The following is a 12,269-nucleotide window of genomic DNA, read 5'->3' as shown; positions in this document are numbered from 1 at the left end:
CGCACTCCCATCATGAAAGTTTTAACTTTTTCTTTAGCATTACCCAGATTACAACGGATGATAAGACCAGGGCCATAAGGTAAAATCCGATTATGGAAAAAAGTATAATCCAGATTATTGATAGTTGAAATCCGTACAATAAAACATAAATACCTGTACTCAAAATTGCTCCCATAAAAATTGCTCCACCAGTCCACATTGCAATTTCAGAAAGTAACAATTTGTATATGTGCCGATGTGCCCAACCAATCGTTTGAAAAGTAGTTAATTCTATTTTTCTAATGTTAAACAGCGTTGTTAACCCCTCAAACATCGTGAATAATGCTAGTAGATAAGCACCAATAATGATGAGCATTTGAAAGGAACCTGACTGAACATTGATATATTGTCCTAGTGTGGTCAAATCTGTTTGGTCAATCGTAGCTTGAACAGCTAAATACACAAAAGTCGATAAAGCACTTACAATCATCAATTGGACAAAGGGTAGTTGGATATATTTCCTGTAGTATTTTAAGTTACTAATTATCAATCTACCGTTGGACTTCTTGTTCGAACGTTTCTTTTTAACTAATTTAGTAGAGAATTTTGTTTTCATCCCCAGTAATATAAAGATTAACATAGCTACAAATAATGCAGTTTGTATCAGATAAATAAAGGAGGTTAATTCATAAATTTTTTGTAAGCCGAAGAAAATAATCATGGAAAAGGTTAATCCAATTAGACTTAATAATGAAAATTCTGTTGCCATTTTTTGTTTGATATGCTTTTTCCGCCAACCAAGCTGAGAGAGTAGTAATGCTTCACCTTGCTTTTCAACATTTGCAAATAATAACCTACTTAGTAAATAAACCAACGTTACAATAGCAAAAGCAACTGCGAGTATGATACTTGTTCCATTCCATCCTTTTACAATATTTGCGGCGGCACCAAGCGTAGTCCATGGTTCCAACACCGTACCGACCCCTTCTACATCCACCTTCATTTGCTGGCGGGAAGCCCCGGCAACGACATCTACTTCAAAACCTTGATTCGCAATATTTTCGGCTACTCGTTTTATTTTATTAGCTGCAGCTTCTGTATAACTCTCAATCCCTGCCACTCGAACTCTGATGGCATCGATGGGTTTTTTCCCTTTTATCACCTGAGCAGATTCAATTGTTGTTACACCATGGGCTGGTGCCGGAACGAAACTACCAGGATAAATAGTTTCATGAACTTTCTTACCATTTGTTTCAAGCACTGTTGGGGTCAAACTATAGATGCCTAGTGGACTTGCGGCTAATTGATTTTCTTTGCTTCCAATTTTATACGACCCAACTGTTGCAAGGAAGTATGGGGGGCTTTCGTACATTCCAAATGGTTTTCCATTTTCCGTAATCTTACGATAAGATGGAATATTCTCATACGTTCCTATCTGAGTTCTGAAAATGGAACTGTTATTTTCATTATTTATTTTAGATACTGAAAGTGTTTTATTTTCTTCGTCAATTTCATAATTTATATTTGACGTCGTATAGTACATCGTTAATCTTCCATAATTATAGCGACTAGACCCTGTATTTTTCACGATATCACCCTGCTTGTTCACCATTAGGCGTATTGAATCGAACGGATCCAGTTTATCTGAAAAGTTTAATTCATACTCACGTGTTCTTTTCGCAGGATAATTATAGACATATTGGAACATCTCGTTGTATTTTTGTTCATCTACATTCCTTGCCTCGAGTAAAAATTCATATTGTCCCAGTCCAAATTTAGTTATAATCTCATTCGTTTGTGATGGGCTGATGTTTAAAAAATCCGTTTTTGATTCTACAGTTATAGGAACATCAGGATCTTTTAACTTCATGACTCTTACAATGGGGGAATTATCAAAGCCTCTATTGTACATGTTCTTTTGTCGTTTACTGAGGCTGTCATCGCTCAAGTCTTTAAATGAAAACCCAGTTAGTTTCGTTTCACTATCGGGATTAATTCCCACTAAAAAATGATATGTACTTGGTAAAATAAACATTGGCGGGCCAGGACCGCCAAATGGACTATTCTTACTTGCTAACCTCTCGAAATTATCATTATTTACAGGCTTGCTTCGTTTTAACATCATTTCAATTCGTGGATCACCAATTTGAAATTTATTCAATCCGTTGGAAGTATAAAACTTCGCAGTAGAACGAATGGATTGTTCAGGCATAGGAAGGGAATAGGATTTTGTTATACCAGTGAAGTATCCTATAGCGGCAACAGGAGCAGCAACATCAATTTCTTCCTCGGATTTTATGTCCTTCCAATCATCTATTGAAATGCCACCCTTACCATAATTAAGGTAATTTTCTTGAACAACTCCATACTTTTTTTCAATGTTATTTCTTGAATCGTCTGGACGAACTAGTATATCGTAGCTACCACGGGCGTTTTCAGTTATATTTTCTTCAATCTGTGCTTGATTTTTTTGTAGGGTCAACAAAGAGATAGGTAATGTCAGTAAAATAATGGCTGTAGCTAGTATAAATAATAATGAGAACGTCTTTCGGCTTTTAAGAGACTTGATGATTAGTGCTAACATTAACTCATAACCCCCAATAAATAATAAATGAACAGAAGAAGAGGAGCAGTCTCTTCTTCTGTTCAAAAACAATTAATATGCTGTTTGTGTTATATTCGCACCGTCAGTATCGCTACCTCCACCGGCAGACGAAACCCTTAAATATTGAGACCAAGTTTTAGATGTTTGTCCAGGGCTTAGGTAATATGTTGAATCTCCTGAATATGATGTGAAGTTGGCACTAGGATTATAGAATCCACCACCATTGTCATCATCAAAATCAACAAAATATGTTCCGTTACCTCCACCCCAAGAGATAGACCAATAGTCGGTAGCAGAACTTCCTTGAATTGTATCATTCCCTGATGTAATTGAAGCGTTTGTTGGAATTCCTAACGTTTGAGCATCCGCACTAGCGGCATTACCTCCTAATGCTAAGATACCCACACCAAATGCAAGTGCAACAATCAATTTACCAAACTTTTTCATCCCTCAATCCTCCCAATAATTAAATCTGCAGATGTTGTTTGTAATCACACTTTTATTGTAAAGGCTGCTTCTAGTAAATTAGAAGAAGTAAATTTAGAACTTGAATCTAGTAGTTATTTGACCAAAAATCTACTAACTTTACCTCACAATAGAATCATACTTCAGAATATGGTGGAGTCAGGAGTCAGCGGACCGGGCTGATCATCATCATGCGCAAGAGACGGTGTAGCTCCAAAACTAAACATAAATGCCATAATTGCTATCAAAAATAGTGTTTTCTTCATAGTTTTTTTCTCCCTTCATGAAGTTAGAATAACTATAATATAAAGCTATTGATATAGCATAAATAGGGAAAGGGAAATTCCAAGTTATTTAATAGTTAATCCAACAAATTTAGTAGGTATTGTGCAGCCTTTTATCTATTGTTTTGATAATAGTGTTTGCCCAATTCAGCACTCAGTTTATTTGCCAATGTTTGAAGGTTGCTATGGATGCAGTTTTCTATTGCTTTTTCCATTATACTTTGATATAGCTTTCCTTCACCTTTAAGATTAAGTACCTTTGCCTTTATACTTAACATTTCATTAAAAGAATAAGGATGGATCTCTTTATTTATTACATCAAAAGCCTTTTCTGTATATTGATCAACCATTGGGAAGTTCTTTAAATCTAAATACAACAAGGTTAGATTTCTATAAACATAAAATTTCCCTTTATTTAAATCAATAATAGTTAGATATTCCAGACCCTTATTATAATGATTTAAAGCTTGTTTATAATTGCCTATCTTATGTTGAATATTTCCAAGATTGTACTCAATTTTCGAAAGCATTTCCACATCTCGAATGGACGACATATAGGATTTGACTTTGTTCAATTGTTCAATGGCAACTTTATTGTTACCTAACAAATTGTTCTGTAGGGCTATCGTGATCATAGTACGATGTTGTTTATAAACCAGATGTAATTCAGCATACAGATTATAGGCCATATTTGAGTAATAAAGGCTAGTTTCTATATTCGGTAAAGTACGTTGCTTAGTAATACTTATATTGTAAAAAAGGTCAGCTAAATCTTCTTTTGCCAAATTTAATTTTATAGCCTTTGTGTAATATTCGTCCGCTTTAAAGAAGTCTTGTGTAATAAAGTAAAAGTTTCCACAGGCTATAAGAAAGTATGGTAACTCCTCACCGGTGTTATTCATAGTTTCAATATCTGTTAAAAATCGTTTAGATTGTAATATTACTTTTTTTGCTTCCTTATATAGATGAAATTTAAGTCTATAACGAATTAATATACTATATATACGTAAATAGGAGGTAGTTGAAAAAGATTGGCATGCATAGATAGAAAGAAGTGATATATCTTTTTCCGTAACTGAACCACGTTCCCGAAATTCCCTGTAGATTCGCATGATTTCGTTTTCATCAAAGCTACGATTAAGATATAAATCTTGTGCGGGCATATTTAATCTATTGGCAACAAATTCAATAAATGATTTGGAAGGGTGAATTTGTCCATTTTCAATACGACTTAGATATGTAGTTGAATACTTATCATTTAATAGTTCTATTTGCGTAATCCCTTTTTGGACACGTAATTGTTTAAGAAGTAAGCCAACTGTATTCATAACAGTCCTCCGTGGATTCAGATTATTAATACAATTGTAACAAATATGTAATAATAGTTAAAAGTAATTAGTATGTTTTTATATATAAAAAACGAACAGCGCCCTATTTACTGTCCGTTTTTCCGATAGTTTATGCCAACTTCTCTGTCAGCTTCATATATTCGTTTATCGCTTCAATAGTTGGTTCCAGAGATGCTTCCCAAAATTCCTTCTCTCCAATATCCTTGTTGAGGAAACGACTTGCTAAATCCTCTACTGTCATTTTTCCAGAGTTTTGCAGCAAGGCATCATATTGTTCTGGAAATTGTTTGCCTTGTTCTTTTGCTATAGCATAGATACCATTACTGAACAGATAACCAATGGTATATGGGATGTTGTAGAAAGCTAAATCTGTATGAAAAAAGTGAGGTATGGTCATCCACAAATACTTATTATTTTCATCCAAAGCATCGCCATAAATTTTCTTTATCATGCCTTCCATTAAATTTGAAATTTCATTTGCAGTCAGCGGTCCTTGCATTCGTTGTTCATATAGCTTTTGTTCAAATTCAAACATAGCTGGTACAGTAACCTGATACTTTAACCCATTTAAAATTTTCATTTCCAGTAGGGGCAATTTATCTTCTTCACTTGATGCATGCTCAATAGCAGCATCCAGTACTAAGTTTTCCGCAAAGGTAGATGCAGTTTCCGCAACACTTGTGCTTATTTCTTGTGTAAAAGCAGGCTCATCTTGCAAAATATAGTTATGATAAGCATGTCCAAGCTCGTGGGCAATTGTCACAACGTCCTGATAGCTACCTGTGAAGGTTAGGAAAATTCGGCTTTCTTTTTTCAGTGGCATAAAAGCACAAAACCCGCCATGCGTTTTACCCTTGCGATCTTCAGCTTCAATCCAACCTTCTCGAAATGCCCTCTCAGCAAACTTACCAAGCTTGTCGCTGAACTTATGAAACTGGGTAATAATAATATCGGCAGCTTCTTGATAAGAAACTTTCTTGTCAGAAGTAAAGCTTGGTGTATCCATGTCATACCAGGCTAGTTTTTCAAGCTCCATTACTTGAGCCTTCCGCTTAAAAAATGTATGAGCGACTTCTCTATTTTCATTTATTGCTGATACCATTGTTTGAACTGTTTGTTCATTAATTCGATTTTCTTCCATCGCTTCCTTTAGCACATTGTCCCAGCCACGTTGTTTATAGACATCAAGCCTGAAACCATTAATCCTGTTTAAAACTGTTGCAAAGGATTCTGCTTGTTCCTCACATACCTCAACGATATTCCGCGCAATATTTTGCCGCACAGATCGATCACTTGAAAACAGGTATCTTCCTGCTTGCCCAAACGAGATTTCCTCTTGCTTACCATCTTTTTCAACAGGGAATCGCAGAGCACCCATCATTTGTTCATAATAATCCTCCCAGCCAATAAACCCATTGACGGAAAGCTTATTTATCATCTTCTCCATTTCTATCGGTAACTTATCGTCCATTTTTTGTTTGCGCTCTTCTAAGTAAAATTGATATTCTTTTACTTCGTCGTGATTCATTAAATTTTTCCACTTGGCTTCTGAAATTCTCGCCAAGATTTCGTCTAAATCAATTTTTAGTGATTCATAATCAGCTTGAAGCTTTGCGCTTTCATCCACTAATTTAGATACATCTGGATCATCAACATTTACCGCATAAAGACAAACCATAAATTCATCCAGTTCAAAAGACGCTTGCTTAAATTCCTGGATTTGTTGCAAAAAATCAATTAAATCTTGCTCAGAATAAAATTGATCAAACGTTTGAACAATTTTCTGAAGCACTTTCATATCATGCTTTAACTGCGAAATTAATCCATTTAAATCACTTGATCCTTTTCCACCTGCATACAGAGTATCAAGACTCCAGTTCTCGCTAATTACTTTCTCCATTAAAAATTCCTCCCTTAGACTCTCACTAGCTAATAGTATAGATTATTTCTAAATTTCATGTATCCGCCCCAAGCCTTATTAACCATCATGACCAAGGTTGAATTTGTGGTCTTCCACAAGCTTGTTGCTTTTTCCAATCAGGTAGTTGTTTGAATAAGTTTACGTTTTCACTCAAATACTTAGAACATCGAGTGAAGTGAGATGTTAATCTACCCAGATTGTATCTTGGGACTGACGGAGGATGAAAGATGTAAGCGAAGACGATCAATGACAATAAAGGTGTTTCTCAATACGAACGGGGCATTTTGTTAAAACATGGAACACCTCATGTGAAAAGGGGCATTTTCAATAAGATCATTATTTGTTGTAAATGCGTCTTAAGTTTTGTTATTTCTTAATCAGGGTACATGGTGATTATTGTTTAGAAAAGAGGGTTGGAATGAATCAAACAAAATTGTGGACGATCTCTCGCGATAGTTTCTGGTTTCTTCCCATTGTATATGGGTTATGTTCAATAATTGCAGCAGCTGTAATAACAGCCTTGGATGTTTGGTTAGTCCCTAAAGTATCCAGCAGCATTCCGAACATTTTACTTACAGGTCAAAGTATAGCCAAGCAGCTTTATTCTGCTTTAATCACAGCTGTGCTGACTATGACAACGATAAGTTTTTCGACGATTATGGTGATGTTAACGACGTATTCATCCCAGTTTTCGCCACGAGCACTTCAGGACTTTATGCAAAGCAAAATCACACAACACGTGTTAGGTGTATACACGTTTGGATTTATTTTTGTACTGATTAATTTATGGTTATTAACAGAGACAAACCAAAAAGACTTGCTTAGCCCCTTTTTCACCGTTATTATTATGATTATTTCGCTCGGCTTTTTTATTTTATTTATCCATTTTTCGGCACGTTGGGCGCAAGTAAACTTCCTTATTGGCGTCATACGTAACAAAACATCGGAATTAATAAAAGAAACCTTTTCAGAAAGAACCTATGGAGAACATCAGCATTGGGACCATTCCCAGATTGAAGTCATTAGAGAGAAAGATAGACAAACGATTAATGCCAGGCGTTCGGGCTATATTCAACAAGTAAATTATAATTATCTTATTAAATGGGCTACTAACAATGACATGGTGTTAGAGGCAACTTTTCAAGTCGGTGATTATTTACCTAAAGGAATGTCGGTTTTTTATTTTTGGTCTTTAGGAAACAGAAACGATAATTTAGCCGAACACGACCGTTTTTTGGTAATCGGCAATGAACGTACGGATCTACAGGATATTGAATTTTCGATAGAAAAGTTAGTGGAGATTGCTGTAAAAGCACTTTCGACCAGTATGAATGACCCGAACACGGCAATTAACTGTATTCACCGCATTAGTGGCTTGCTTACGGAATTAGCTGGCAATTACCGTCCTGTTACGTATTATTCTGATTCAGATGGAGATTTACGATTAATTATGCAGCAAAAGTAATTCCGAGACTATTTATATAAAAGTTTTTACCAAATTAAGCATTACGGAAAAGATGACATTTCGGTTGTATATAGCATTATAGATGCATTATATAAGATTGCTCTTGTTAGTGAGGCGTCTATACAAAAAGATGTATGGCATTTCAATAAATACGTTTTGGAAGCTGTAGATATACAGAATCTTCCGTCATTGGACTATCAACACCTTAAAGATATAGTAGAAAAATTTGCTCGTCTTTCAGGAGAGGAATTGAATTGGGAATAAAAAAGGAACCAACCGACTACCTTAAGTTGAAGGCAAAAGCCTAATTCCAAGCGTTCTACTGAAGTCGAAAATCAGTCTTTAGTTAATTCTACTAAATAAATTAGCCAAATTTAAAAAATACCTTGACATTAGCAACAAACTCCCCTATGATTAGTAACAACAATTTAAATCGACTTAGCAATGACGAAGATTAGTAATCTGTATGAACACTTTAGAGAGCTGACGGCTGGTGTAAGTCAGTGTGCGCGTATAGATGAATGGACTTCTGAGCTTCCAAACCGAAACTTGTAAGTCAGTAGGCTTTGGCGACCATGTCTCATCGTTATACGAGACAAATATTAAGTAATTCATTACTTGATATTGCCAAAGAGAGCTGATTTTTCAGCTAATAAAGGTGGTACCACGGTTCCTCGTCCTTTTCGGATGGGGGACCTTTTTGTATTCAAAAAACTACATAATAAATCGTCGAGTAAGAGGAGTAAGCTTTTTGCAGCGTTCAAGAGAACCGGTGGTGGTGAGATACCGGTACGTGAATAATAGCCGAATGGACTTACGAGAGGTTTCCTGAATGGCAGTAGGGAAACACGGAGCTCCGCCGTTACACGGATAGGATATTAAGAATAAAAGCGGAAACGCCCGGTTAGCGACGTACGGACTGGACTGAGCCGAAGGAGATAAAGGAAACACGATGAGCGAAGCAAATCGATGTTGACTTATCGTACGGAGGTGAGGGAAGTCGCGCTAGTCGCTGGGTGTTGGAGCTAGATAAGATAATCAAAATAACCTGTTTTGTTTTCCCGTATCCGAATGAGATGGAGAAATCATCACAATCTCCAATAGAGGTGGCACCGCGGTCACAATCGTCCTCTGCAAACACATTCCATATGTGTTTTGCAGGGGACTTTTTTATTTTAGAAACCTGAAAGGAGTTTTACGAATGGAAACAAAAACTCAAACACTCGATTATAAGTTTATTAAACAAAACGCCGACACATTAACCCCAATTGGAATATACAAAAATCTTCAAGGAACGAAGAAATTTCTTTTAGAGAGTTCATTCCAACATGAGGAGAAAGGCAAATATTCCTTTATTGGTACAGATCCTTACCAGGAAATCATCGGAGAAGGAAACGAAACATCTATTTTCAATCATGGGCAAGAAAAAAAGGAACAACAAACAGAAAATCCTTTATCCGTTTTAAAACAACAGTTGCCCAAAATGGATGTAGATCTGCCGTTTCCATTTTTCGGGGGCGCCGTTGGTTACATCGGATATGATTCAATCCGTTCCTATGAAAACATTGGCGATGATTTACCTGATGCTATTGAAATGCCAAATATTCATTTAATGCTTTATAAGAATGTTATTATTTTTGACCACAGTGATGAATCGGTTTACTTAGTAGCCACAAACCTTGAAAAGCAGCCTGAATCTGTATTAGATGAACGTCTAGAGGAATTAAAAAAAGCATTATTACCAAATCAAACAACAGATCCAGCGACTGAGGGAGAGATTACATTCGAACCTGAAATGGATAAGGAAACATTTATGCGCAATGTTGAAATTGCTAAAGAACATATAAACCAGGGTGATATCTTTCAAGTAGTCTTATCACAACGAATGAAAGCTACCATACATGGTGATCCGTTTTTGTTTTACCGAAAGTTGAGAAAAACTAACCCGTCCCCTTACATGTTCTATATCGACTTTGACGATTATGTCGTTTTAGGAGCATCGCCGGAAAGTCTTGTTGAAACAACTGGTCAGGATATTATTACAAACCCAATCGCTGGAACGCGCCCTCGCGGCAGAACAAAAGCTGAAGACAAAGAACTGACCAAGGAGCTTCTCGCTGACGAAAAGGAAATTTCCGAACATCGGATGTTAGTTGATTTAAGCCGCAATGATCTTGGCCGAGTCTGTGAAATTAATAGTATTTCTGTTCCAACTTACATGACGGTAGAAAAATATCAGCATGTTATGCACATGGTTTCTGAAGTACACGGCAAATTAACTTCCCGTTTTTCGAGTATTGATGCTTTGATATCCTGCTTACCTGCTGGAACAGTTTCCGGGGCACCAAAAATTCGGGCGATGCAGATAATTAATGACTTAGAAACTTTAAAGCGCGGTGTATATGCAGGTGGTGTTGGTTACATCAGCTTTAATTATGACATGAATATTGCCCTAACCATCCGATCACTTGTTGTAAAAAATAGTTACGCCTACCTGCAGGCCGGTGCTGGTATTGTTTACGACTCAGATCCTGAGACCGAGTACAACGAAACATTGCATAAAGCAAGATCATTAATGGAGGTGACGAATTATGATTTTACTAATTGATAACTATGATTCATTTACCTATAACATTTTCCATTACTTTGCCAGCCAAGGTGCGGAAGTAAAAGTTTGCCGGAATGATCAGATTACCATTGAAGAAATCTCTGAAATGAATCCGGAAGCTATCATTATATCCCCTGGCCCCGGAGTACCAGAACAAGCTGGGATCTGTACAGAGGTTGTAAAAGAATTTCATAAAAATACACCGATTCTGGGTATTTGCTTAGGGCATCAAGTAATCGCACATGCTTTAGGTGCTGCCATTAAACAGGCAAACACAATTAAACATGGGAAAACATCCTTAATCACACATAATGGGGACGGATTGTTTAATTATATGACACAGCCGCTTGAAGTAATGCGTTACCATTCGCTGGTAATCAACCAACAAACATTACCAGACGAATTAGAGGTCGTTGCCAAGTCTTTAGAGGACAACGAAATTATGGCGATTAAACACAGACAGTACCCAGTCTATGGCATACAGTTTCACCCTGAATCAATCGGCACTTTAACTGGTATGAAGATGATTCAAAACTTTTTAGAAATAATCGGAAAGGAGTTTCGTCATGAAAAACTATCTTGAAAAATTATTGAATAAAGAAAACCTTAATCTGGAGGAAATGAAAGACGCCACAGCATACTGTTTCTCAAATGAAGTTAGTGAGAGTGAACTCGCTTCTTTCTTAACAGCATTACGGGCTAAAGGAGAAACACCAGAGGAAATCGCTGGTCTTGTTGAAGTTGTTCGTTCTGAGTCAAACCAAACCACAAATAGCCTGCCGAATGTGATGGATAATTGTGGTACAGGTGGTGACCGCTCATACAGCTTTAACATCAGTACGACCGCAGCGTTTGTGATTGCCGGTGCTGGTATAACCATCGCCAAGCATGGCAATCGGAGTATTACAAGTAAGACAGGAAGCGCAGACGTACTGGAACATTTAGGTGTTTCGCTATCCTTTTCAAAACAACATGTAGAGGAAATGCTTCACGATAACAACATCGCCTTTTTATTCGCTCCACATGTTCATCAGGGAATGAAGCGATTCATGAAAGTACGCAAGGATTTACGAATACCAACGATTTTTAATCTAATTGGACCACTAACAAATCCTGTCGAATTAGACTCACAGCTTTTAGGTGTTTACCGTCGCGATATGCTGCCTATGCTTGCTGAAACGCTACACAAATTAGGTAGAAAGCGCGCACTTGTGATAAACGGTGCTGGACATATGGATGAGGCATCACTTGCCGGTGAAAACCATATCACATTACTGGACCAGGGGAAAATCACTTCATTTACACTGCATCCATCTGAGGTCAACTTGCCTGTCTATGATAATCAGCAAATCCGTGGCGGAGACGCAAAGGATAACGCAAAAATTTTACTGCAGGTTTTACAAGGAAAGCAAGGTCCCTATTACGATACGATACTTCTGAATGCAGGCCTTGGAATATTCGCAAATGGTGCTGCATCATCCACTCAAGAAGGTATTACGAAAGCTAAGGAAAGCATCGATAGTGGAGCAGCATTGGAAAAACTGCAACGGCTAGTGGAATACAGTAATAAAGTTTCAAGTGAGGCGATGTAAT

At 36.9% G+C, this 12,269-nt stretch carries 9 protein-coding genes and 2 other annotated features; of the genes, 4 read left to right on the top strand and 5 right to left on the bottom strand.

The genetic code is table 11. The features are described 5' to 3' along the window. Positions 1–10: 10 nt before the first annotated feature. From ACE1TG_RS08450 to ACE1TG_RS08430, 5 genes are all read right to left on the bottom strand, one after another. Positions 11–2,563 carry an ABC transporter permease gene (locus tag ACE1TG_RS08450; protein WP_375051939.1) on the bottom strand — a complete coding sequence of 851 codons (2,553 nt, stop codon included), beginning with the start codon at positions 2,561–2,563 and terminating at the stop codon, positions 11–13. Positions 2,564–2,635: 72 nt separating this feature from the next. Then, the gene (locus ACE1TG_RS08445; protein WP_375051938.1) at positions 2,636–3,031 is read right to left on the bottom strand and encodes a hypothetical protein; all 396 of its coding nucleotides are present in this window, start codon (positions 3,029–3,031) and stop codon (positions 2,636–2,638) included. Positions 3,032–3,192: 161 nt separating this feature from the next. Further along, positions 3,193–3,315, bottom strand: coding sequence for a hypothetical protein (locus tag ACE1TG_RS08440; protein WP_375051937.1), 123 nt, complete (start codon positions 3,313–3,315; stop codon positions 3,193–3,195). Positions 3,316–3,446: 131 nt separating this feature from the next. After that, the gene (locus ACE1TG_RS08435) at positions 3,447–4,661 is read right to left on the bottom strand and encodes a helix-turn-helix domain-containing protein (RefSeq protein WP_375051936.1); all 1,215 of its coding nucleotides are present in this window, start codon (positions 4,659–4,661) and stop codon (positions 3,447–3,449) included. Positions 4,662–4,791: 130 nt separating this feature from the next. Further along, positions 4,792–6,582, bottom strand: coding sequence for a M3 family oligoendopeptidase (locus tag ACE1TG_RS08430; protein WP_375051935.1), 1,791 nt, complete (start codon positions 6,580–6,582; stop codon positions 4,792–4,794). 439 nt (positions 6,583–7,021) lie between these two features. On the opposite strand from ACE1TG_RS08430, the gene ACE1TG_RS08425 reads away from it, so the two are divergent. The 4 genes from ACE1TG_RS08425 (at position 7,022) to trpD (ending at position 12,268) form a co-directional block, all read left to right on the top strand. Further along, positions 7,022–8,068 carry a DUF2254 domain-containing protein gene (locus tag ACE1TG_RS08425; RefSeq protein WP_375051934.1) on the top strand — a complete coding sequence of 349 codons (1,047 nt, stop codon included), beginning with the start codon at positions 7,022–7,024 and terminating at the stop codon, positions 8,066–8,068. 435 nt (positions 8,069–8,503) lie between these two features. Beyond that, positions 8,504–8,753 (top strand) — a binding site (T-box leader). A 35-nt stretch (positions 8,754–8,788) separates the two neighbouring features. Next, positions 8,789–9,203 (top strand) — a binding site (T-box leader). 66 nt (positions 9,204–9,269) lie between these two features. Beyond that, positions 9,270–10,676: an anthranilate synthase component I gene (gene trpE, locus ACE1TG_RS08420; RefSeq protein WP_375051933.1), complete on the top strand. Its 1,407-nt coding sequence runs from the start codon at positions 9,270–9,272 to the stop codon at positions 10,674–10,676. Continuing rightward, the gene (locus ACE1TG_RS08415) at positions 10,660–11,259 is read left to right on the top strand and encodes an anthranilate synthase component II (protein ID WP_375051932.1); all 600 of its coding nucleotides are present in this window, start codon (positions 10,660–10,662) and stop codon (positions 11,257–11,259) included. The genes trpE and ACE1TG_RS08415 overlap by 17 nt, the downstream gene beginning before the upstream one ends. Further along, a complete protein-coding gene (trpD, locus tag ACE1TG_RS08410) occupies positions 11,243–12,268 on the top strand; it encodes an anthranilate phosphoribosyltransferase (RefSeq protein ID WP_375051931.1) in 1,026 nt (341 codons plus the stop codon). Before ACE1TG_RS08415 ends, trpD begins: the two co-directional genes overlap by 17 nt. Position 12,269: the final 1 nt, after the last annotated feature.

It is taken from the genome of Virgibacillus sp. JSM 102003 (assembly GCF_041949995.1).
In the GTDB taxonomy this organism is placed as follows: Bacteria; Bacillota; Bacilli; order Bacillales; family Amphibacillaceae; genus Lentibacillus.
Note: the sequence above shows the minus strand (reverse complement) of the source record. Positions and strands in the feature narration are given on the sequence as shown.

Excerpts from the sequence above, each read along its gene's own strand:
- trpE (WP_375051933.1), top strand. The coding sequence starts at position 9,270 with ATGGAAACAAAAACTCAAACACTCGATTATAAGTTTATTAAACAAAAC.
- ACE1TG_RS08430 (WP_375051935.1), bottom strand. The coding sequence starts at position 6,582 with ATGGAGAAAGTAATTAGCGAGAACTGGAGTCTTGATACTCTGTATGCA.
- ACE1TG_RS08440 (WP_375051937.1), bottom strand. The coding sequence starts at position 3,315 with ATGAAGAAAACACTATTTTTGATAGCAATTATGGCATTTATGTTTAGT.
- ACE1TG_RS08450 (WP_375051939.1), bottom strand. The coding sequence starts at position 2,563 with ATGTTAGCACTAATCATCAAGTCTCTTAAAAGCCGAAAGACGTTCTCA.
- ACE1TG_RS08415 (WP_375051932.1), top strand. The coding sequence starts at position 10,660 with ATGATTTTACTAATTGATAACTATGATTCATTTACCTATAACATTTTC.
- ACE1TG_RS08435 (WP_375051936.1), bottom strand. The coding sequence starts at position 4,661 with ATGAATACAGTTGGCTTACTTCTTAAACAATTACGTGTCCAAAAAGGG.
- ACE1TG_RS08445 (WP_375051938.1), bottom strand. The coding sequence starts at position 3,031 with ATGAAAAAGTTTGGTAAATTGATTGTTGCACTTGCATTTGGTGTGGGT.
- trpD (WP_375051931.1), top strand. The coding sequence starts at position 11,243 with ATGAAAAACTATCTTGAAAAATTATTGAATAAAGAAAACCTTAATCTG.
- ACE1TG_RS08425 (WP_375051934.1), top strand. The coding sequence starts at position 7,022 with ATGAATCAAACAAAATTGTGGACGATCTCTCGCGATAGTTTCTGGTTT.